The sequence below is a fragment of the Sanguibacter sp. TS_SC_8 genome (assembly GCF_055361235.1).
This window is the reverse complement of the sequence record NZ_CM143955.1, coordinates 2,551,448-2,571,381: the sequence shown is the minus strand read 5'-3', so window position 1 is coordinate 2,571,381 and position 19,934 is coordinate 2,551,448. Positions and strand designations below refer to the sequence as shown.

Genomic DNA, 19,934 nt, shown 5'->3' with positions numbered 1-19,934 from the left:
CCCCGGTCGTGAGCGACCGGAGGGACTGCGGGGGAGTCGGGTCAGCGCATGCCCTTGCGATCGGGGCGGGCACGGTTGGGGTCGACGCCCTTGGGGATCGGCATCCGCATCCGGCCCAGCGCCGTGAGGCGCTTGCCGACCTCGCCGACCTCAGCCTTGGTGAGCTTGGGCTTGAGCTTCTGCACGTGGCGGGCGAGCTTGGCGACGGGCACCTGGCCCTCCTCCTTGCCACACTGCACGACGACGACCGGGACGCCCGAGAGCACCCGGTTGAGCTTGCGCTGCTCCGCCTCGATGAGCTTCTTCACCCGGGTGGGCGGACCCTCGGTGACGAGCAGGACGCCGGCCCGGCCGAGGCCGCGGAACACGAGGTCCTGGGTCTTGGGGTCCACGGCCACGGGCTCGTCGTCGAAGGACCAGCCGCGGCGGATCGTGCCGAGCGCGGCCCGGGAGGCACCTGGCTGACCCTCGATGGTGGCGTACTGGGCCTTCTCGGCGCGGCGGGCGAGGATGAACATGGCACCGAGCAGACCGAAGGGCAGGCCGATGATTGTCATGTAGATGACCTGGCCCCAGATGAGGCCGATGCCGACCGCCACGACCATGATCGCCGCGAAGACGGCGAGCATGAACCACGGGACCTTGCGGTCCCTCTCGTAGGTCATCTTGTAGGCCTGGAAGACCTGGTGATACCAGCGGGTCTTCTTCGGCTTCTTCTGCTTGGGGGCGCCCTGAGCGCCGGTGGCAACGCCGGGGGCGGTTGCTTCACTGTTCTTGCGGGCCATGGTTCTCAGTCTACTGGGACGGATGAGGCAGGTCGGGGCAGGGCGCGCTCAGCGGGCGAGCAGCGTCTTGGCCTCCTGGCGAGAGCTCTTGGGTTCGGTGAGGTGGGCCAGCGCAGCCGGGACCTCGAGGCCGCGGCGCTTCATGGCCTGACCCCACAGGCGTCCGGCGCGGTAGGAGGAGCGGACCAGGGGACCGGCCATGACCCCGAGGAACCCGATGCGCTCGGCCTCGTCGGAGAGCTCGACGAACTCCTCGGGCCGCACCCACCGGGACACCGGGTGGTGGCGCAGCGAGGGGCGCAGGTACTGGGTGATGGTGATGAGGTCGCAGCCGGCGTCGTGCATGTCTTGCAGCGTCTCCTTGGCCTCCTCGATCGTCTCGCCCATGCCCAGGATGATGTTCGACTTGGTGACCAGGCCCGCCTCGCGGGCCCGGGTCAGCACCGAGAGCGACCGGTCGTAGCGGAAGCCCGGGCGGACCTCCTTGAAGATCCGCGGCACGGTCTCGAGGTTGTGCGCAAGGACCTCGGGGCGGGACTCGTTGACCACGTCGAGGAGCTCGGGGATCGCGTTGAAGTCCGGGATGAGGAGCTCGACGCCGGTGCCCGGGTTGAGCGCGTGGATCTGGCGGACGGTCTCGGCGTAGAGCCACGCCCCGCCGTCGGGCAGGTCGTCGCGCGCGACGCCGGTGATGGTGGAGTAGCGCAGGCCCATCGCCAGGACGGACTCCCCGACCCGGCGCGGCTCGTCCGCGTCGAAGTCGGCGGGCTTGCCGGTGTCGATCTGGCAGAAGTCGCAGCGCCGCGTGCACTGGTCGCCGCCGATGAGGAAGGTGGCCTCGCGGTCCTCCCAGCACTCGAAGATGTTGGGGCACCCTGCCTCTTCGCAGACGGTGTGCAGCCCCTCCTTCTTCACCAGGCCCTTGAGCTCGGTGTACTCCGGACCCATGGTGGCCCGGGTCTTGATCCACTCGGGCTTCTTCTCGATGGGGGTCGTACTGTTGCGGGCCTCGACCCGCAGCATGCGCCGGCCTTCGGGTGCGATCGTCACGGGAGTCTCCCAGGGGTAAAAGTTTCGGTCAGCCTACGCGAGCATGGTGGCAGGCCGGGTGATCTGACCGGTCTGTGAACGTGACGTGGGCGACAGCGCGGCGAGCCGGTCGGTGAGGTGAGCGCGCAGCATCGGTGCGGCGTCGGTGATCGTGAACGGGCGGCCGAGCTCGGCAGCGAGCGTCGTGACGTCCGCGTCGGAGATCCCGCACGGCACGATGGTCGCGTAGTGGGTGAGGTCCGGGTCGCAGTTGAGGGCCAGTCCGTGCATCGTCACCCCGCGGGCCACCCGCACCCCGATCGCGCAGACCTTGCGCTCGCGCCGGTGCGCCGTCGCGGGGAACCACACCCCGGAGCGGCCCTCGACGCGGGTGGCCCGCAGGCCGAGGTCGGCGCACAGGTCGATGACGGCCGCCTCGAGCGCCCGGACATAGACGACGACGTCGATCGGGTCGGGCAGGTGGATGATCGGGTAGGCGACGAGCTGCCCGGGGCCGTGCCAGGTGATCTTGCCGCCGCGGTCGACGTCGATGACCGGCAGCCCGTCGGTGGGGCGCTCGGCCGCGTGGGTGCGCCGGCCTGCGGTGTAGACGGAGTCGTGCTCGACGAGGAGCACGGTGTCGGGTCGGGCGCCGGCACTGACCTGCTCGTGGATCTCACGCTGCAGCGCCCACGTCTCGGCGTAGTCCGCCAGCGCCGTGCCGAGATCGAGTGACTGGAACTCCATCCGGTCAGGCTAACCCGTGCGGATCGGCCGTGTTCGCGGTGACCATCGCCAGCAGGATCTCCCGGAGCTGGGTCACCTGCTCGGGGGTGAGCCCGTTGTGGGCGATGCGGTCCCCGACCTCGGGTTGGGCTGCGGCGAGGGCCGCAGTTCGGCCGGCGGTGGTGAGGTGGACCACGCGGCGTCGGGCGTCGTCGTCGTCCGACACGCGGGTGACGTACCCCAGGCGCTCGAGGCGTTCCAGGATCCTGCTCATGGTCTGCTCGGTGACCGAGGAGGCAGCGGCGAGCTCGCGCTGGGAGTGGTTGTTGCCGAGGAGGGCGAGCAGGACGGGCAGGCTGGCGTGGTTGAGGTCCCACGCCTCGAGGTGGGTGTTCCACCCCCGCTCCAGGCCGCGGGCGACGTGGGACAGCAGGCGCCCGGTCGGCCAGGTCGCGGGATCGTCGGCCATGTCACCTCCTGGTGCCGTGCGGTCGGGGTTGCATCACGACGCGATGTCATCAACAATACTCAGCATGCTGAGCAAAAGAGCGTCGGGAGTCATTCGTGGACTGGTCATTCTTGCAGTCCTCGGGATCTGGTTGGGCATCGCCGCCGTCGGTGGACAAGCCCAGGGCAAGCTGAGCTCCGTCCAGACCAACGACGCCGCGGCGTCGCTGCCCTCGAGCGCGGAGTCGACGCGGGCCGCCGAGCTCGCGGCAGGGTTCGTCTCGAACGAGTCGCTGCCCGGCCTGGTCGTCGTCACGTCTGCGAACGGGGGAGCGCTCACCCCGGACCAGCTGGCCGCGGTGGCCGCCTTCACCGAGACGATCGCCGCGATCCCCGTACCGGGCGCCGGCGCCGGGGACCCGCAGACCATCGGGGACACCCTCACCGGGCCGTCCGTCGTCGTGCCGTCCGAGGACGGCGAAGCCGCGCTCATCACGTTCTCCCTCGACTCCGCCCTCGCCGAGGAGCCGCTGGCCGACGGCGAGAGCCTCACCCCGACCGTCGTGGAGGCACTGCGCGCGGCGCTCGCCGCAGACCTCAGCGGCGCGGACCTCAACATCTGGGTGACCGGACCCGCCGGCTTCGTCGCCGACCTCGTGGTCGCGTTCGGTGGGATCGACACCGTGCTGCTGCTCGTCGCGCTCGTCGCGGTGCTCGTCATCCTGGGATTTGTCTACCGGTCGCCGATCCTGCCCTTCGTCGTCATCCTCACCGCGGTCTTCGCGCTCAGCCTGGCCGGCCTCGTCGTCTACCAGCTCGCGGCCGCGGGCACCCTCGTGCTCAACGGCCAGTCCCAGGGGATCTTGTCGATCCTCGTCGTCGGAGCGTCGGTCGACTACTCCCTCTTCATCGTCGCCCGGTACCGCGAAGAGCTCACCCGGGTCGCCCACCCCGCGACGGCGATGCGCCGGTCCGTGCGCGCCTCGATCGAGCCTGTCCTCGCCAGCGCGGGCACCGTCATCGCCGGGCTGCTCTGCCTCCTGCTCTCCGACCTCGCCTCCAACCGCAGCCTCGGCCCGGTCGCCGCGATCGGCATCGTCGCGGCCGTCCTCGCTGCCCTCACCCTCCTGCCGGCCATGCTGCTCATCGGCGGACGCCGCTCCCGCGGGGCGTTCTGGCCGAAGGTGCCCCACCTGCAGTCGCCCGAGCAGAGGGCGGTCTCGACCGACACGATCCCGACCACCGGGCTGTGGGCACGCACCGCCGCCTTCGTGGCCCGCTACGACCGCCGGGTGTGGGTCATCACCGCCCTGGCCCTCGCGGCGTGCGCGGCGTTCGTCCCCACCCTCAACGCCTCCGGCACGAGCCAGTCCTCGGTCTTCCTCACCCAGGTCGACTCCGTGGACGGCGAGAAGGTCCTCGCGGCGCACTTCGACGCCGGGAACGTCCAGCCCGCCACCGTGATCGCCCCCGAAGCCGACCTCGACGCGGTCGTCGCCGCGGCGCTCACGGTCGACGGAGTGGTGAGCGCCGCACCGATCACCGCGGACAGCGGGCAGGGGCAGCCCGGCGCTCCCTCCCAGAGCCCGCCCACCGTCATTGATGGGTCCGTGCGCATCGACGTGTCGACGGCGGCCGCGGCCGACACCCAGGCCGGTGTGGAGACCGTCGCGGACCTGCGCGAGGTCGTCCACGCCGTCTCACCCGACGCCCTCGTGGGCGGCGCGGCGGCCGAGAGCCTGGACACCCAGCGGGCCGGTACCCGCGACCTCCAGGTGATCGTCCCGGTGGTGCTCGCGGTGATCCTCGTCATCCTCATGCTGCTGCTGCGCTCCGTGCTCTCCGCGGTGCTCCTCATGGCCGCGAACGTGCTCTCCTTCGGCGCCGCCCTGGGTGTCTCGGCGCTCGTGTTCAACCACATCTTCGGCTTCGAAGGCGCCGACCCGACCGTTCCGCTCTACGCCTTCTGCTTCCTCGTGGCCCTCGGCGTCGACTACACGATCTTCCTCATGACGAGGGTCCGGGAGGAGACGCTCACCCACGGCACCCGGGACGGGGTGACGCGGGGCCTCACCGTGACCGGGTCCGTCATCACCTCGGCCGGGGTGGTGCTCGCCGCCACCTTCGCCGCCCTGGGCATCATCCCGCTGATCTTCCTCGCCCAGCTGGCCTTCATCGTGGCCTTCGGGGTGCTCGTGGACACGATCATCGTGCGGTCGCTGCTGGTCCCGGCCCTCGTGCACGACATCGGCGGGGCGGTGTGGTGGCCGTCCAAGCTCGACCGTGGAGCCCCAGAGCCGGCCGCCCAGGTGACCGATACCGTGGGGGTATGACGACCTCACCCGTGCCACCCGCCAACCACCGGCCACCGACAGGAGCCGGCCTGCGCGTCGGACTGGTCGGCTACGGGGGAGCCGGGCGCGGCATCCACGCCCGCCTCGTCCGTGCCGCGGGGTTCGCCGTCACCGTCGTGGTCACGCGCTCGCCCGAGCGTCGGGCGCAGGCGCAGGCCGACTGGCCAGGGGTGGTCCTCGTCGACGACCTGGACGAGCTGCTCGATGCCCGCGATGCCTACGACCTCGTGGTGCTGGCCAGCCCCACCCCGCTGCACGAGGAGCACGCGGCCCTCGTGCTCGGGGCGGGCGTGCCGCTGCTCCTCGACAAGCCGATCGCACTCTCCTCGAGCGGTGCCCAACGCCTGGTCGAGGTGGCCGACGCCGGCTCCGTCCCGTTCACGGTGTTCCAGAACCGGCGGTGGGACCCCGAGCAGCTCACCCTGCGCGCCGTGCTCGCCTCCGGTGAGATCGGTGAGGTCCACCGCTTCGAGAGGCGCTGGGAACGGTTCCGCCCGGTGCCCCTGGACCGGTGGAAGGAGAACGACCCCGAGGGTGGGGGACTGCTGCTGGACCTGGGCACGCACCTGGTCGACTCCGCGGTCCAGCTCTTCGGGCCGGTGGAGTCCGTGTACGCCGAGCTGCGTGCGCTGTCCACCCCGACCGAGGACGACGTCTTCCTCTCGCTGCGCCACGCCGGACCGGGCGCGGTGGTGAGCCACCTGTGGGGCGCCTCGGTCGTGGGTGCTCCCGGGCCGCGCACCCGGGTGCTCGGGTCGAGGGGCGCCTACGTGGTGACCACCTTCGAGAACGACGCCTCGCCCTTCGAGTTGATGGACTCCGGCGCGCCCGCCGGCAGCGAGGGCTGGATCGCGCGCGGGGCCGAGAGGACCTTCGTGCCGCGCGCCGACGGGGGGCACGAGGACTTCTACCCCGCGGTCGCCCGATGGCTCCACGAGGGCGCACCGGTGCCCGTCGACCCTCGTGACACCGTGCACACCGCCCGCGTCCTGGACGCTGCCCGCGCCAGCGCGACCACCGGCGCCCGCGTCGGGGTGTAGCCCGTCCCTGTGCAGCCCCGGCCCTGTGTAACTCCGGCCCTGTGGACAACCGCACCGGCGGGCACCGGAGCGGTGTGATGGAGGCATGGACGCCGAGCTCACACCCGAACGGCAGGACCGGCTCACCGAGGCCGGGTACGTGGTCGATACCACGCCCGGACAGGACACGGTCCGGGGCCGGTTGCGGGTGCGCGACGGCGCTGGGCACCCGTTCGACCTCGAGCTGGTGGCCCTGCCCGACGGCGCGCGCGAGGCCTTCGTCGCCCACCTGTCCCGATGGTTCACGATCATCGACTCCGACGTCGAGCGGCTCGTGGACGCACTCGACCTGGACGACGTGATCGGCTACCTCACGGCCCCCGCCGCACCCTCGACCCTCGAGACCTTCGTCGAGGCCGAGGGGAAGCTGGGCGCCGGGCACACGAGCACCATCCTCGTGACCCTGGGGCGCACGCTGGCCCGGTTGCACGCCCAGGGGGTCGAGTACGGTCCGATGGGGGCTCGGGACGTGCTCGTCGTCGACGGACGGGTCGTGCTCACCGTCCCCAAGCCGGACCCGGCCCGGCCGCCGACCCTGGCCTCCTCACCGCAGGAGGACGCCTACCACCTCGCTGCCCTCGCGGACTCGGTGATCGAGGACGTGCACGGCCCGGGGGCTCCGCTGCACCCACCCCCGGGACTGCGCGGGCTGGCCCGGCTCATCATCAGTGCGATGGGGGATGCCGCCGACCGCCCCGGGGTCGGCACCCTGGCCACGCTCAGCCACGACCTGGCTCCGTGCCTCCCGCTCGTCCCGCTCGAGCAGGTGGCCGCGCTGCCGGCCGCGTCCCCGCGGACGGGTGACGGCCGTCGGAGCCTGGACCGCCCCGCACCCCGGCGCAAGGCCTTCCGCGGCGGCACGCGCACCGTGGTGGTCCTCGTGATGTGCGCGGGGGTGGTGGGCCTGGGCGCCGCCGCCGTCGTGCACCGCTCGTCCGGCGCGCCGGCCTCCGCGGTGGAGATCGAGGAACCGGCGGCGATCGAGGAACCGGCGGCCGAGGACCCCGGCTCGGCGGCCACCCGGCTCACCCGCACGCGGATGGAGCGGGTGGTGACGCTGACCAACAGGAGCGCGCCGGCCGAGGACCGCTGGGCGGACGTGCTCCTGCCCGGGTCCGCCGCGCACACCCAGGCGAGCGACCTGGTCGCGCGGCTGCGGGCCGACGGGTCGCAGATCACCGGTCTGTCCGTCGAGACCGAGCCGCCCGTCGTCCGGGCGCAGGCGCCCGCGACCGCGCAGGTCGAGGTGACCTTCGCGGTCAGCGCCTACCGTCTGGTCTCGACCGGCGGCGGTGTGCAGGAGATCCCGGCCGGTGGGTCGAGGACCGCGGTCCTCGACCTCGTCCGCACCGAGGCGGGGTGGCTCGTGGCGGCCGTCAACGAGGTGGAGCCGGGCACTTGACGCGGAGCGCCGTCGTCGGCAGTGTCAGCCGGCCAGCCAGGCCGCGGCCGCATGGATCGTGGGGTGCTGGTAGGTGAACCCCGACGCCTCGAGGACGTCCGGGTGCACCCGCTGGGATCCGAGGATCTCGCCCGCGAAGCCGCCGAGCACCAGCTTGAGGGCGAAGCCGGGCACGCGCAGGACGGTCGGACGGTGGAAGGCGGCCCCCAGGGCCCGGGTCAGGTCCTTGTTGCGGGAGGGTGCCGGCGCGGTGAGGTTCACCGGCCCGCTGACGTCGGCGTCGAGCAGGTGCACGATCGCGGCGACCTCGTCGACCAGGGTGATCCAGCTCCAGAACTGACGGCCGGAGCCCAGCGGGCCGGCCACCCCGAGGCGCAGCAACGGCAGGAGCTTGCCCAGCGCGCCGCCGCCGTGGGCGAGCACGATCCCGGAGCGGATGGTCACCACCCGCACGCCCCCCTGGCGGGCAGGCTCAGCCGCGGCCTCCCACTCCCGCACGACGTCGGCGAGGAACCCGTGCCCCGGCTCGGACGTCTCGGTGAGCACCTCGTCGCCGCGGTCGCCGTAGAACCCGGTCGCCGAGGACTGGATGAGGACGGGCTGGATGCGTGAGGCGTCGGAGGGATCGCGCGCGTCCTGGGCCGCGGCCAGCTTCCGCGCGAGCAGGTCGGTCGTGCTCACCCGCGAGCTGCGGATGAGGTCACGGTGAGTCTTCGTCCAGCGGTGGTCGCCCACCCCGGTCCCGGCGAGGTTGATGACGGCGTCGACGTCGTCGAGGGTGCCGGCCGGGAGGAACCCGGCCGCGGGGTCCCAGGTGATCTCGTCGTCGGTGCGGGAGGTGCGGCGCACCAGCTGGCGCACGACGAAGCCGTGCGCCTTGAGGGCCGGAACCAGGGCTGAGCCGACCAGGCCGCTGCCACCTGCGACGACGACCGTGCGTGGGGATGTCATGGTGTCATCGTGCCACGGCTCGGCTCGGGTGGCCCCACCGTCCGGGCCCCACGCAGAGAGCCCGCGACCGGGGGTCGCGGGCTCTCTTTGCTGCTTTGCTGCTGTGAGGTCCTACCGGGTCAGAGACCGACCTCGGACTCGAACGCACCCTCTTCGATGCGGTTCTTGATGGCCATCAGGTAGCGCGACGCGTCGGCGCCGTCCACCAGGCGGTGGTCGTAGGACAGCGACAGGTAGCAGATCGAGCGGATCGCGATGACCTCGGCGCCGTCGGCGTCCTTGACCACGGCCGGACGCTTGACGATCGTGCCGGTCGCCAGGATCGCGGACGTGCCACCGGGGACGATCGGGGTGTCGATGAGCGCCCCACCGGACCCGGTGTTCGTGATCGTGAACGTCCCGCCGCTGAGCTCGTCGGGTGAGACCTTGTTCCCCCGGGTGCGCGTCGCCAGGTCGGCGATCTTGCGGGCGATCCCGGCCAGGTTGAGGTCGCCCGCATCGCGGATGACCGGAACCAGGAGGCCACGCTCGGTGTCGACGGCGATGCCGACGTTCTCCTGCGCGTGGTAGGTGATCGTGTCGCCCTCGAGCACGCCGTTGACCTTCGGGTGTGCCTTGAGCGCCTCGATCGCGGCCAGCGTGAAGAACGGCAGGAACGTGAGGTTCACGCCTTCACGAGCCTTGAAGCCGTCCTTCGCCTGCGTGCGCAGACGCGCCACGCGAGTGACGTCGACCTCGACGACGGTCGTCAGCTGCGCCTGGGAGTGCAGGGCGTCGACCATGCGCTCGGCGATGATCTTGCGCAGGCGGCTGGCCTTCTCGGTGGTCCCGCGGAGCGGGGACACCGGCGGGACGCTCGCACGGGCCGGAGCCGCTGCGGGTGCAGCGGGTGCCGTGGGCGCAGGAGCCGCAGCGGCCTTGGCCGCCTCGGCTGCTTCAGCGGCCTTGGCGGCGGCCTCGAGGACGTCCTCCTTGCGGACGCGTCCGCCGACTCCGCTACCGACGAGGGTGGAGACGTCGATGCCCTTCTCCGAGGCGAGCTTGCGCACGAGCGGAGTCAGGTACGAGCCGCCACCAGCAGCGGTGACCGCGGGGGCAGGGGCAGCTGCGGCGGGTGCCGGAGCGGCAGCTGCGGCGGGTGCCGGAGCAGCGGGTGCTGCGGCGGGTGCCGGAGCGGCAGGTGCCGGTGCTGCGGCGGGTGCCGGCTCCGCAGCGGGTGCCGGTGCCGCGGCCGGAGCAGCGGCGGGGGCGTCCGAGCCGATGATCGCCAGGACGGTGCCGACGGTGACCGTCTCGTCCTCCTGGACGAGGATCTGCTGGACGATTCCCGCCACAGGGGAGGGGACCTCCGTGTCGACCTTGTCGGTCGAGACCTCGAGCAGCGGCTCGTCGACCTCGACGGACTCGCCGACCTGCTTGAGCCAGCGGGTGACGGTGCCCTCGGTGACGGACTCACCGAGCGCGGGCAGCTTGATCTCTTCGCCGTCGCCGGCCGGAGCGGCCGGAGCCGCCTCGGGAGCGGCGGGCGCCTCGGGAGCTGCAGGCTCCTCGGCTGCCGGTGCCTCGGCTGCAGGCTCCTCAGCAGCGGGAGCCGCCTCGGCCGGTGCCTCGGCCGCGGGTGCCGCGGGCTCCTCGGGGGCCGAGCCGGCACCCGATCCGATCACGGCGAGGGTGGCGCCGACCTCGACGGTCTCGTCCTCCTCGACCAGGATCTGCTCGAGCACGCCGGCGAACGGCGACGGGATCTCGGTGTCGACCTTGTCGGTCGAGACCTCGAGCAAGGGCTCGTCAAGCTCGACCGTCTCGCCGATGGCCTTGAGCCAGCGGGTGACGGTGCCTTCGGTGACTGATTCGCCCAGTGCGGGCATCTGCACGTTGTCTGACATGACCTGTCCGGTCTCCTTCGATCGCTTGGTCAGTTGTGGGCGTGCAGGGGCTTGCCGGCCAGAGCCAGGAAAGCCTCTCCGAGTGCCTCGTTCTGAGTGGGGTGTGCGTGGACGAGTGCGGCGACATCCTCGGGGTAGGCCTCCCAGTTCACGATGAGCTGGCCCTCTCCGATGAGCTCACCGACGCGCGCGCCGATCATGTGGACGCCGACGACGGGGCCGTCCTTCTGACGGACGAGCTTGATGAAGCCCTGGGTCGCGAGGATCTTGCTCTTGCCGTTGCCGGCGAGGTTGTACTCGAGGGTCTCGACCGAGTCGTCGCCGTACTGCTCCTTGGCCTTGGCCTCGGTCAGTCCGACCGAGGCGATCTCGGGGTCGGAGTACGTCACGCGCGGGATGCCGGACTCGACGATGGGAGCCGGGTTGAGCCCGAGGATCTGCTCGGCGACGAAGATGCCCTGGGCGAAGCCGCGGTGGGCGAGCTGGAGCCCGGGGACGATGTCGCCCACGGCCCAGATGTTGCCCACGCCGGTGTGCAGCTTGTCGTCGGTGATGACGAAGCCGCGGTCGATGGTGATGCCCTGGGCCTCGAAGCCCAGGTCAGCGGTGCGAGCTCCACGGCCGACGGCGACGAGGAGGAGGTCCGCGTCGAAGGTCTTGCCCGACTCGAGGGTGACGTGCACGCCGGAGTCGTCCTGGGTGACGCCGGAGAACCGGTCACCGAGGTTGAAGGCGATGCCACGCTTGCGGAACGCGCGCTCGAGCGCCTTGCTCAGCGCCACGTCCTCGTTGGGGACCAGGTGCGGCAGGGCTTCGACGATGGTCACGTCGGCGCCGAAGGAGCGCCAGACGCTCGCGAACTCCGAGCCGATGACACCGCCGCCGAGCACGATGACGGACTGGGGGACGTAGGTGAGCGTGAGCGCCTGCTCCGACGTCAGGACCCGGCCGCCGATCTCCAGGCCGGGCAGCGAGCGGGAGTACGAGCCGGTCGCCAGGACGATGTTGCGTCCGGTGATCCGCTGGCCCCCGACCTCGATGGTGTCCTGGGCGACGAGCGTGCCCCAGCCCTCGAAGACGGTGATGGCGCGGGACTTGATGAGTCCCTGCAGGCCCTTGTACAGACCGGAGACGACGCCGTCCTTGTAGCTGTTCACCCCCGCCATGTCGATGCCCTTGAACTCGGACAGGACGCCGAAGTGGCTACCGTCGCGGGCGTTGTCGGCAAGCTCGGCGGCGTGCAGCAGGGCCTTGGTCGGTACGCAGCCGTAGTGCAGGCACGTCCCGCCAAGCTTGTCCGTCTCGATGAGGGCGACCTTCGAGCCGAGCTGAGCGGCGCGCAGTGCGGTGGCGTAACCTCCGCTGCCTCCGCCCAGGACGACGATGTCGAAATCGGTGCCGGGGGTCTCGGCCACGTGCAACTCCTTAGGCGCAATGGGTTTGGTACCTGCCCATCTTGTCATCAAGGTGGCCCGGTCCAAAGTACAAGTGTGCCGTATGGGCGCGTTGTCGGTGTGATGCTCGAGACATCCCGTCGCAGAGGCCCAGGAAACACGCAGGGGGACGATGTATTCTGCCCCCATGTCTCGACTGTCTCAGTTGTTCAGGCGACGTTCGACCCAGCCCGCCGGCGCGCCCTCGGGGTCTGGGGCGCGCCGCCGGGAGACCCAGGAGCATCTCGCCGAGTTCACCCGCACGCGGGTGAGCGTCGAGGCCTACATCGAACCGCCCGCGGTCGACCAGCCGACCACGATCCTCCTCATCGCCGCTGATGGGGAGTGGACCCGGCGTCGGGTCCCGGACGCGGTCGCGGCCCGCAGGATCGCCGCCGAGCTGTCCATCCCGGTCTACGACGTGAACTTCACCGGCTACCCCCAGCGCATGCGCGACTGGAACTCCGCCCAGCGCAAGCGCTGAGCGCCTGGGCTGGGCGGAGCCGGTCCGCGTCCCTACTTCTTCGCGGTGAAGGTCTCCAGGTAGCCGAGCATCGTGCGGACACCGACTCCGGTGCCGCCGACCGGGGTGTACCCGTGGGCGGACCCCTCGTTGAAGGACGGCCCGGCGATGTCCAGGTGAGCCCACGGCGTCTCGCCGGTGAACTCCTTGAGGAACAGCCCCGCCACGAGCATCCCGCCGAAGCGGTCCCCGATGTTGGCGATGTCGGCGACGGCGGAGTCCATGCTCGCGCGCAGCTCAGTGGGCAGCGGCATCGGCCAGAACTGCTCACCGGACGCACCGGCGGCGGCGGTGACCGCCGCGCGCACGTCGTCGGATCCCATGACCGCCGAGACACGGGTGCCCAGGGCGACCATCTGCGCGCCGGTCAGGGTGGCGATGTCGAGCATGACGTCGGGCTTCTCCTCGCCTGCGGCGACGAGACCGTCAGCGAGGACGAGCCGGCCCTCGGCGTCGGTGTTGAGGACCTCCACGGTGGTGCCGCCCCGGACGGTGATGACGTCGGAGGGCCGTTGCGCGGTGCCTGAGGGCATGTTCTCGGCGAGGCAGAGCCACCCGGTCACGGCGACCGGCAGGCCCAGCTTGGCGGCGGCGAGCACGGTGTGCAGGACGGCGGCCGCACCGGCCATGTCCGACTTCATCGCCTCCATGCCCTTGGCAGGCTTGATCGAGATGCCGCCCGAGTCGAAGGTGATGCCCTTACCCACGAGCGCGACCTTCGCGGACGGGCGGGCGGGGGAGTAGGACAGCTTGACCAGGCGCGGTCCGCGGGTCGAGCCGAGGCCCACGCCGAGCAGGCCGCCGTAGCCGCCGGCCGTGAGGGCCTTCTCGTCGAGGACGGTGACCTTGACGCTGGTGCTCTTGGCGGCGGCCTTGGCGATCTCGGCGAAGGCCGCGGGGAACAGGTCGTTGGGCGCGGTGTTGACCAGGTCACGGGTGGCGTGCACGGCGGCCGCGACGACGCGGGCCCGCTCACCGGCGGCCTTGACGCGGGTCTGGCCGGCCAGCGGGGTCGCGATGGTGACGGAGGTCAGCGGGGTGCCGGCCGTCGCCGCGTCGCCGGTGCGGTAGGTGCGGAAGGCGTAGGCCCCGAGCAGGGCGCCCTCGGCGACCGCCGCGACGTCGTGCTCCTCGGCGGCGGGCAGTGCGATGACCGCCGAGCCCACACCGCCCAGGGTGCGGGTGGCGGCGCCGGCCGCGCGGCGCAGCGCCTCGGGGGTGAGGGACGCGAGGGCGCCGAGCCCGGTCAGCACGATGATCTTGGCGTTCATCCCGGTCCCACCCGGGATCCGGGTGACGGTGTCCGGGGCGCCGGTCACGCCCAGCAGGGTGAGGTCGATGTTCTTGCGGACAGCTTCGGGGAGGGCGTCGCTCGGGCTGAGCGCGGGACCCGCCGGGGTCGCCGCGACGCCGATGACGAGCGCGTCCGTGGTGAGGCTGGACAGGTCTTTGCTGGTGAAGGAGAGGATTGTCACAGGTCGATGATATCCCCGCCGCCGCGTCCGACCAGGGGACCTCGCGCACTCCCGGCCCCGCCGAGCGGTAATCTCGTGCCTGTGCTCGCACCCCTGACCTACCTCATCATGGCCGCGGCGACCGCCCAGGCGGCGTGGGCGGTGTGGTTCGTGATCACGGACCGCGCGGTCGTCCTGCGCCAGCTCTGGGGCGGCGCCGTCGTCGAGGCGCTGCTGGGGATCCAGGTGCTCGTGGCCGCGTGGATGCTGTGGACGGGGGACCACGACATCGCGGTCGGGGAGTTCTGGGGCTACCTCGTGACCGTCCTCATCATCCTGCCCTTCGCGGCCGCCTGGGCCTTCGCCGAGCGGACCCGGTGGAGCTCGGTCGTCATGGCCGTCGCGGCGGTCACGGTGGTGTTCCTGGAATGGCGGCTCGTGCAGATCTGGACCCGGACAGGATGAGCCTCGTGACCCCTGGACCCGCCCCCACGAACGCCGGCTTCGGGCGGCTGCTCGTCCTCGTCTACGCGATCCTCGCCCTCGCCGCGACCGTGCGGGCCCTCTACCAGCTCCTCGCGCACGGCGACCAGGCCCCGCTCGCCTACGCGCTGTCGCTGCTCGCGGGGATCGTCTACATCGTCGCCACGATCGCGCTGGCCCGCACCGGGCCGGGGTGGCGCACCGTGGCCTGGGTCGCCTGCTCCTTCGAGCTGGTCGGCGTGCTCGCGGTCGGGATCGCCACGATCGTCGACGCCGACGCGTTCCCCGAGAGCACGGTGTGGTCCTCCTTCGGTCAGGGCTACGGCTACGTCCCGCTCGTCCTGCCGGTCGTCGGCCTCACCTGGCTGTGGCGCACCCGCGGCGCCGGCCCGCGATCCACCACCTCCGTCCCACCCCCATCTCCAAGGAGCCCGGCACCCTCATGATCTACCGCTTCGTCTTCAGCACGTTCTTCGCCCGGATGGACCCGGAGCAGGCGCACGCCCTCGTCTTCCGGCTGATCTCGGTGGTCGGGCGGATCCCGGTGCTCAGCGGGATCATCCAGGGCGCGCTCGCCCCGTACCTGCGCGAGGGCGGCGTCACGGTCTTCGGCCGCCGGGTCCCGGCGCCCTTCGGCCTGGCGGGAGGCTTCGACAAGAACGCCGAGGCGGTCCGCGGCCTGACGATGCTCGGCTTCGGCTTCATCGAGATCGGGACCGTGACCGCCCACCCCCAGCCGGGCAACGAGAAGCCGCGGATGTGGCGTGAGATCCCGCTCGGCGGGGTGCGCAACCGGATGGGCTTCAACAACGAGGGCGCCGCGGCGGCCGCCGACCGGCTGCGCGTGCTGCGCGCGACGACGTCCGGCCGGGCGATCTTCGTGGGGGCGAACATCGGCAAGACGAAGGTCACCCCCGCCGCAGAGGCTGCCGGTGACTACGCGACGAGCGCCAGCCTCCTCGCCCCGTGGGCCGACTACCTCGTGGTCAACGTCTCCTCCCCGAACACCCCGGGTCTGCGGGACCTGCAGTCCGTCGACGCGCTGCGTCCCATCCTCGTCGCCGTCCGCGAGGCGGCCGACCGCGCGACCGAGGCTGCCGGGCGGCCGCGGATCCCGTTGCTCGTCAAGATCGCCCCCGACCTGGCCGACGACGACGTCGACGCGGTCGCCGACCTCGCCCTCGAGCTGGGCCTGGACGGCGTGGTCGCGGTGAACACGACGATCAGACACGACCTCGGCGAGGGTGGGCTCTCCGGCCGGCCGCTGCTGCCCCGCGGGCTGGACGTCGTGCGCCGCCTGCGCGCGCGCCTGGGGGAAGGCCCTGTGATCATCGGAGTCGGGGGGATCACCACCCCGGCCGACGCCCGTGCCTACCTCGACGCCGGCGCGAACCTCACGCAGGGGTACACGGCATTCATCTACGAGGGCCCGTTCTGGGCCGCTCGGATCAACAAGGAGCTCAGCCGATGATCCCTCCCCAGTGGCTGTGGGAGTACCGCGATGCATCCGGGTCGGTCCTGACCGAGCCGGTGAGCCCCGTCTTCACCAACCAGTACGACGCCGAGCAGTGGCTCGGCCAGACCTGGCGCGAGCTCTCCGCCGCGAGCGTGACCAGCGCCGTGGTGCTGCACTCCGGGGCGCCGGCCGCCCCGCCGGTGGTGCTCTCGACCCAGGTGGGGTGACGGATCAGGGCCGGCGGAGCGCGGACTCTGGCTGCGGTGTGCGGCGGGCCTGGCCCGGGGTCATGCCGTGGTGGCGTTTGAAGGCACGGCTGAAGGCCGCCTCCGACCCGTAGCCGACCCGGGAGGACACCGTCGCGATCGGCAGGTCGGTCCGCACGAGCTCCGCGCGGGCCTGCTCGAGGCGCCAGCTCGCCAGATAGGCCATCGGAGGGGTGCCGACGAGCGCCATGAACCTCTCCGCGAACGCGGACCGGGACAGGTTGACGTCGGCGGCGAGCTCGGCGATCGTCCAGCTGCGCGCGGCGTCGGCGTGCATGCGCGCGAGGGCGCGTCCCACGTGGTGGTCGCCGAGCGCCGTGAGCCATCCGTGCTCCGGCACCCGCCCGTGCGTCAACCACCACCGGATCACCTGGACCACGAGGACGTCCGCGAGGCGGGTCATCATCGTCTCCCCGCCGGGCAGGGTCGTCGTCGCCTCGCGCGCGAGCAGGCGAAGGACCGCACTGAACGCACTCGCCTCGTCGTCGGCCCACCCGTCGACCACGATCACGTCCGGCAGCTCGGCGACCAGCCGACGGGTGAGGACGTCATCCGTGCGCAGCACGGCGTAGGCGACCCGGGTCGGCGCGCCGCCACCGCCGAACCGCATCCGTTCGTAGCGGTCGCTGACCTGGTCGGCGGGCAGATCGAAGAGCGGCACGGTCGGTGCGCTCTCGTCGCTGAACATGATGTGGGTGCGACCGCGGGTGAGCAGCGCGGCGCTCCCGGCCGTCAGCGGGTAGTGCGTCCCGTCGACCTCGAGCACGCAGGACCCGGACAGGACGACCGGGAGCGTGAGAAAGCCGGGAAGGGCAGGCAGCTCGACCGCCCACGGTGCGGTGGCGTCCGCCCGGCAGTACAGCGCACCCGTCAGATGGAGCATGTGCAGCGCATCGCCCAGGGGATCGGGTTCCCCGACGACGCCGCGTGGATTGACCATGCGTCCACGATCCCATGCCGACATGCCGTTCGTCGCCAGGTCTGGACGATCAGCACAGAGACGTGGTGCTGCGGAGATTGTCGCTCCGGCTGAGCCGCTCGATGCTGGAGATGCCGGTGAGGACGGACCTCCCGGCGGAGGAGGCTCTCATGGACACCCAGCTGACCACCCAGACCATCGCCGTCATCGGCGCCACCGGCAAGACCGGCAGCCGGATCGCGGACCGGCTCGAACGGGACGGGCACTCCGTGCGACGGCTGTCCCGCGCGACCACCCCGGCCTTCGACTGGACCCGCCCCCAGGACTGGCCCGCCGCGCTCGACGGGGTCGGGCGTCTGTACATCGCGTTCGTCCCCGACCTCGCCGTCGCCGGCTCCGCCGGCGCGATCCGGGGCCTGGTCGACGTCGCGCGCTCAGCGGGGGTCGAGCGCGTCGTCCTGCTCTCCGGGCGCGGGGAGGACGGGGCCCGCGCCGCCGAGGACATCGTGCGCGGGTCGGCCATCCCGTCCACGATCGTGCGCGCGTCCTGGTTCAGCCAGAACTTCACCGAAGGGATGCTCGCCGCGTCGGTGGCCGCCGGGTACGTCGCCATCCCGGCCGGTGACCGGCGCGAACCTTTCGTCGACGTCGATGACATCGCCGACGTCGCGGTCGCGGCGCTCACCGGCGACGGGCACGCGGGCCGGGTCTACGAGGTGACCGGTCCCGAGCTGCTCGGATTCGCCGACGCCGCCGAGCTGCTCACGGAGTCCTCGGGGCGCCCCGTGGCCTACCTGCCCGTCGAGCTCGACGAGTTCCACGCGGCGATCACGGCGGAGTTCGGTCCGGAGGCGGCGGACATGCTGACCGACCTGTGCCGGGAGGTGTTCGACGGACGCAACGAGAGCCTCACCGACGGGGTGCTCGAGGCGCTGGGGCGCCCGCCGCGGTCGCTGCGGGACGTCCTCGCCGAGGCGGCCGGGTAGCGCCGGGGCCACCACGCACAGAGGTGCCCGACGCCGCGGCGTCGGGCACCTCTGCACACCTCAGACCGGTCGAGAGGCCGGGGCGCCCTCGGCCGTCTTGGCCGGGTCGCGCTCGACGACGCCACCGAGGATCGTGTCGATCCGGGTGAGCAGCTCGGCCGGGATGACGACGCCGGACGCCTTGACGTTCTCGGCGACCTGCTCAGGGTGCGAGGCCCCGATGAGCGCGGCGGCGACGTTGGGGTTCTGCAGCACCCAGGCGACCGCGAGCTGGGCGAGGGACAGGTCCAGCTCCTGAGCGACCGGGGTGAGCTGCTGCACCCGCTCGAGCACGTCGTCGCGCAGGAAGCGCTTGATGAAGGTGGCGCCGCCGCCCTTGGTGTCGGTCGCGCGCGAGCCCTCGGGCAGCGTCGCCCCGGGGGTGTACTTGCCGGTGAGGACGCCCTGGGCGACCGGGGACCAGACGATCTGGGAGATGCCCAGCTCGGCGGAGGTGGGGACGACCTCGTCCTCGATGACCCGCCACAGCATGGAGTACTGCGGCTGGGAGGCGATGAGCTGGAAGCCGAGCTCGGTGGACAGGGCGTGCCCGGCCCGGATCTGCTCGGCCGTCCACTCGCTCACCCCGATGTAGAGGGCCTTGCCCTGGCGCACGATGTCGGCGAAGGCCTGCATCGTCTCCTCGAGCGGCGTCTCGGTGTCGTAGCGGTGCGCCTGGTACAGGTCGACGTAGTCGGTGCCCAACCGGGTCAGGGAGCCGTTGATGGACTCCATGATGTGCTTGCGGGACAGGCCCGTGTCGTTGGGGCCGCCCGGACCGGTCGGCCAGTAGACCTTCGTGAAGATCTCCAGGCCCGCCCGGCGCTGCCCCTTGAGGGCGTCGCCCAGCACCTGCTCGGCCTTCGTGTTCGCGTAGACGTCCGCGGTGTCGAAGCTCGTGATGCCCGCGTCGAGGGCGGCGTGCACGCACTTCGTCGCGGTCTCGTTCTCGACCTGCGAGCCGTGGGTGAGCCAGTTGCCGTAGGTGATCTCGGAGATCTTCAGACCGGAGTTGCCGAGGTATCGATAGTTGACCATCGGTCCACTCTAACCGCGACTCCGGCGGCGACCTGCGGGGTCAGGACGGGTACTGGCCGTGCTTGACCATCGGCTTGGGCAGGCGGGCCCGGCGGATCTGGAAGGCGCGCATGACCGCGTACATCAGCGTCCCGCGGATCACGGCGGCCGCGCCGAACTTCGCCACGAGGCGCTTCTTGAGCATCCGCCACATGATCGCGGAGTCGATGATCGCGACGAGCACGACGATGTAGACCGCGAGGATGGCCACCAGCGCGAGGCCGGGCGCCTGGTTGGCGACGAAGGTCATCATGAGGAAGAACGCGGCGACGAAGAGGAAGTACTCGGCGACGTTGCGGCGAGCGTCGACGTAGTCACGGACGTAGCGGCGCAGGGCTCCGCGGTCGCGCGGGGGCAGGTTCTTCTCGTCCCCGGACTTCATCGCCTGGTACTCCAGGTCGCGGGACTCCTTCTGCTTGGCCCGGGCGGCCTTCGCCGCGGCGCGGCGGTCGTCCGGGACCAGCGGGCGCTTGTTCGCGGCCTCGGAGACCTTCCGCTTGGGCGTGGGGCGCCCCTTGCTGCTCGGCTGCTCGATCGCCGCGGCGGCGGCGATCGGGTCGACAGCGGATTCGACGTCTGAGGACTTCTTCCGTGAGAACACAAGCCCATGCTAATCGACGGCGAGGGTCACCCGGAGCG

Annotated in this window: 20 protein-coding genes; 9 read left to right on the top strand and 11 right to left on the bottom strand. The window is 71.7% G+C overall.

What is annotated here, in order from left to right; all coding sequences use genetic code 11:
- Window positions 1–41: 41 nt before the first annotated feature.
- Genes ACWA15_RS11700 through ACWA15_RS11685 form a run of 4 tightly spaced genes read right to left on the bottom strand, consistent with a single transcriptional unit; the run spans window position 42 to window position 3,009 of the window.
- Window positions 42–785 carry a DUF4191 domain-containing protein gene (locus ACWA15_RS11700; RefSeq protein ID WP_464055434.1) on the bottom strand — a complete coding sequence of 248 codons (744 nt, stop codon included), beginning with the start codon at window positions 783–785 and terminating at the stop codon, window positions 42–44.
- A 48-nt stretch (window positions 786–833) separates the two neighbouring features.
- On the bottom strand, window positions 834–1,835 hold the full coding sequence (gene lipA / locus ACWA15_RS11695) for a lipoyl synthase (protein ID WP_464055433.1): 1,002 nt from the start codon (window positions 1,833–1,835) through the stop codon (window positions 834–836).
- 33 nt (window positions 1,836–1,868) lie between these two features.
- A complete protein-coding gene (gene lipB, locus ACWA15_RS11690) occupies window positions 1,869–2,561 on the bottom strand; it encodes a lipoyl(octanoyl) transferase LipB (RefSeq protein ID WP_464055432.1) in 693 nt (230 codons plus the stop codon).
- Window positions 2,562–2,565: 4 nt separating this feature from the next.
- Window positions 2,566–3,009 carry a MarR family winged helix-turn-helix transcriptional regulator gene (locus tag ACWA15_RS11685; RefSeq protein ID WP_464055430.1) on the bottom strand — a complete coding sequence of 148 codons (444 nt, stop codon included), beginning with the start codon at window positions 3,007–3,009 and terminating at the stop codon, window positions 2,566–2,568.
- Between the two features lie 64 nt (window positions 3,010–3,073).
- Here ACWA15_RS11685 and ACWA15_RS11680 point away from each other — a divergent pair, with 64 nt between their 5' ends.
- The 3 genes from ACWA15_RS11680 (at window position 3,074) to ACWA15_RS11670 (ending at window position 7,822) form a co-directional block, all read left to right on the top strand.
- The gene (locus tag ACWA15_RS11680; RefSeq protein WP_464055428.1) at window positions 3,074–5,320 is read left to right on the top strand and encodes an MMPL family transporter; all 2,247 of its coding nucleotides are present in this window, start codon (window positions 3,074–3,076) and stop codon (window positions 5,318–5,320) included.
- On the top strand, window positions 5,317–6,381 hold the full coding sequence (locus ACWA15_RS11675) for a Gfo/Idh/MocA family protein (protein WP_464055427.1): 1,065 nt from the start codon (window positions 5,317–5,319) through the stop codon (window positions 6,379–6,381). The genes ACWA15_RS11680 and ACWA15_RS11675 overlap by 4 nt, the downstream gene beginning before the upstream one ends.
- Window positions 6,382–6,466: 85 nt before the next feature.
- Window positions 6,467–7,822 (top strand): hypothetical protein, encoded by a 1,356-nt coding sequence (locus ACWA15_RS11670; protein ID WP_464055426.1) that lies wholly within the window; start codon window positions 6,467–6,469, stop codon window positions 7,820–7,822.
- 24 nt (window positions 7,823–7,846) lie between these two features.
- Here ACWA15_RS11670 and ACWA15_RS11665 read toward each other — a convergent pair whose 3' ends face one another.
- The 3 genes from ACWA15_RS11665 to lpdA form a co-directional block, all read right to left on the bottom strand.
- Complete coding sequence (locus ACWA15_RS11665) at window positions 7,847–8,773, bottom strand: TIGR01777 family oxidoreductase (protein ID WP_464055425.1); 927 nt, start codon at window positions 8,771–8,773, stop codon at window positions 7,847–7,849.
- A gap of 119 nt (window positions 8,774–8,892) precedes the next feature.
- Window positions 8,893–10,659, bottom strand: a complete 1,767-nt coding sequence (gene sucB, locus ACWA15_RS11660; protein WP_464055424.1) for a 2-oxoglutarate dehydrogenase, E2 component, dihydrolipoamide succinyltransferase — start codon at window positions 10,657–10,659, stop codon at window positions 8,893–8,895.
- Window positions 10,660–10,688: 29 nt separating this feature from the next.
- The gene (gene lpdA, locus ACWA15_RS11655) at window positions 10,689–12,074 is read right to left on the bottom strand and encodes a dihydrolipoyl dehydrogenase (protein WP_464055422.1); all 1,386 of its coding nucleotides are present in this window, start codon (window positions 12,072–12,074) and stop codon (window positions 10,689–10,691) included.
- A gap of 166 nt (window positions 12,075–12,240) precedes the next feature.
- Between lpdA and ACWA15_RS11650 the strand changes: the two genes are divergently transcribed.
- Window positions 12,241–12,576, top strand: coding sequence for an oxidoreductase (locus ACWA15_RS11650; protein ID WP_464055420.1), 336 nt, complete (start codon window positions 12,241–12,243; stop codon window positions 12,574–12,576).
- Window positions 12,577–12,608: 32 nt separating this feature from the next.
- On the opposite strand, the gene ACWA15_RS11645 is transcribed toward ACWA15_RS11650, so the two are convergent.
- On the bottom strand, window positions 12,609–14,090 hold the full coding sequence (locus tag ACWA15_RS11645) for a leucyl aminopeptidase (protein ID WP_464055418.1): 1,482 nt from the start codon (window positions 14,088–14,090) through the stop codon (window positions 12,609–12,611).
- Between the two features lie 81 nt (window positions 14,091–14,171).
- Here ACWA15_RS11645 and ACWA15_RS11640 point away from each other — a divergent pair, with 81 nt between their 5' ends.
- From ACWA15_RS11640 to ACWA15_RS11625, 4 genes are read left to right on the top strand one after another with little or no spacing between them, the layout of a single operon-like run.
- Window positions 14,172–14,534, top strand: a complete 363-nt coding sequence (locus ACWA15_RS11640; RefSeq protein ID WP_464055416.1) for a hypothetical protein — start codon at window positions 14,172–14,174, stop codon at window positions 14,532–14,534.
- Window positions 14,531–14,998, top strand: a complete 468-nt coding sequence (locus ACWA15_RS11635; protein WP_464055415.1) for a hypothetical protein — start codon at window positions 14,531–14,533, stop codon at window positions 14,996–14,998. The genes ACWA15_RS11640 and ACWA15_RS11635 overlap by 4 nt, the downstream gene beginning before the upstream one ends.
- Window positions 14,995–16,023, top strand: a complete 1,029-nt coding sequence (locus tag ACWA15_RS11630; protein ID WP_464055413.1) for a quinone-dependent dihydroorotate dehydrogenase — start codon at window positions 14,995–14,997, stop codon at window positions 16,021–16,023. Before ACWA15_RS11635 ends, ACWA15_RS11630 begins: the two co-directional genes overlap by 4 nt.
- Window positions 16,020–16,235, top strand: a complete 216-nt coding sequence (locus tag ACWA15_RS11625; RefSeq protein WP_464055411.1) for a hypothetical protein — start codon at window positions 16,020–16,022, stop codon at window positions 16,233–16,235. Before ACWA15_RS11630 ends, ACWA15_RS11625 begins: the two co-directional genes overlap by 4 nt.
- A 4-nt stretch (window positions 16,236–16,239) precedes the next feature.
- On the opposite strand, the gene ACWA15_RS11620 is transcribed toward ACWA15_RS11625, so the two are convergent.
- Window positions 16,240–17,214: an AraC family transcriptional regulator gene (locus ACWA15_RS11620; RefSeq protein ID WP_464055409.1), complete on the bottom strand. Its 975-nt coding sequence runs from the start codon at window positions 17,212–17,214 to the stop codon at window positions 16,240–16,242.
- Window positions 17,215–17,363: 149 nt separating this feature from the next.
- Between ACWA15_RS11620 and ACWA15_RS11615 the strand changes: the two genes are divergently transcribed.
- On the top strand, window positions 17,364–18,179 hold the full coding sequence (locus ACWA15_RS11615; RefSeq protein ID WP_464055407.1) for an NAD(P)H-binding protein: 816 nt from the start codon (window positions 17,364–17,366) through the stop codon (window positions 18,177–18,179).
- A gap of 60 nt (window positions 18,180–18,239) precedes the next feature.
- On the opposite strand, the gene ACWA15_RS11610 is transcribed toward ACWA15_RS11615, so the two are convergent.
- Window positions 18,240–19,256 carry an aldo/keto reductase family protein gene (locus ACWA15_RS11610; RefSeq protein ID WP_464055406.1) on the bottom strand — a complete coding sequence of 339 codons (1,017 nt, stop codon included), beginning with the start codon at window positions 19,254–19,256 and terminating at the stop codon, window positions 18,240–18,242.
- A 40-nt stretch (window positions 19,257–19,296) separates the two neighbouring features.
- The gene (locus ACWA15_RS11605) at window positions 19,297–19,896 is read right to left on the bottom strand and encodes a DUF3043 domain-containing protein (protein ID WP_464055404.1); all 600 of its coding nucleotides are present in this window, start codon (window positions 19,894–19,896) and stop codon (window positions 19,297–19,299) included.
- Between the last annotated feature and the right edge of the window lie 38 nt (window positions 19,897–19,934).

What these genes read in the sequence shown, in the direction of transcription:
- ACWA15_RS11700 (WP_464055434.1), bottom strand. Translation starts at nt 785, where the DNA reads ATGGCCCGCAAGAACAGTGAAGCAACCGCCCCCGGCGTTGCCACCGGC.
- lipB (WP_464055432.1), bottom strand. Translation starts at nt 2,561, where the DNA reads ATGGAGTTCCAGTCACTCGATCTCGGCACGGCGCTGGCGGACTACGCC.
- ACWA15_RS11685 (WP_464055430.1), bottom strand. Translation starts at nt 3,009, where the DNA reads ATGGCCGACGATCCCGCGACCTGGCCGACCGGGCGCCTGCTGTCCCAC.
- ACWA15_RS11680 (WP_464055428.1), top strand. Translation starts at nt 3,074, where the DNA reads ATGCTGAGCAAAAGAGCGTCGGGAGTCATTCGTGGACTGGTCATTCTT.
- ACWA15_RS11675 (WP_464055427.1), top strand. Translation starts at nt 5,317, where the DNA reads ATGACGACCTCACCCGTGCCACCCGCCAACCACCGGCCACCGACAGGA.
- ACWA15_RS11670 (WP_464055426.1), top strand. Translation starts at nt 6,467, where the DNA reads ATGGACGCCGAGCTCACACCCGAACGGCAGGACCGGCTCACCGAGGCC.
- ACWA15_RS11665 (WP_464055425.1), bottom strand. Translation starts at nt 8,773, where the DNA reads ATGACATCCCCACGCACGGTCGTCGTCGCAGGTGGCAGCGGCCTGGTC.
- sucB (WP_464055424.1), bottom strand. Translation starts at nt 10,659, where the DNA reads ATGTCAGACAACGTGCAGATGCCCGCACTGGGCGAATCAGTCACCGAA.
- ACWA15_RS11650 (WP_464055420.1), top strand. Translation starts at nt 12,241, where the DNA reads ATGTCTCGACTGTCTCAGTTGTTCAGGCGACGTTCGACCCAGCCCGCC.
- ACWA15_RS11635 (WP_464055415.1), top strand. Translation starts at nt 14,531, where the DNA reads ATGAGCCTCGTGACCCCTGGACCCGCCCCCACGAACGCCGGCTTCGGG.
- ACWA15_RS11630 (WP_464055413.1), top strand. Translation starts at nt 14,995, where the DNA reads ATGATCTACCGCTTCGTCTTCAGCACGTTCTTCGCCCGGATGGACCCG.
- ACWA15_RS11625 (WP_464055411.1), top strand. Translation starts at nt 16,020, where the DNA reads ATGATCCCTCCCCAGTGGCTGTGGGAGTACCGCGATGCATCCGGGTCG.
- ACWA15_RS11620 (WP_464055409.1), bottom strand. Translation starts at nt 17,214, where the DNA reads ATGGTCAATCCACGCGGCGTCGTCGGGGAACCCGATCCCCTGGGCGAT.
- ACWA15_RS11615 (WP_464055407.1), top strand. Translation starts at nt 17,364, where the DNA reads ATGGACACCCAGCTGACCACCCAGACCATCGCCGTCATCGGCGCCACC.
- ACWA15_RS11610 (WP_464055406.1), bottom strand. Translation starts at nt 19,256, where the DNA reads ATGGTCAACTATCGATACCTCGGCAACTCCGGTCTGAAGATCTCCGAG.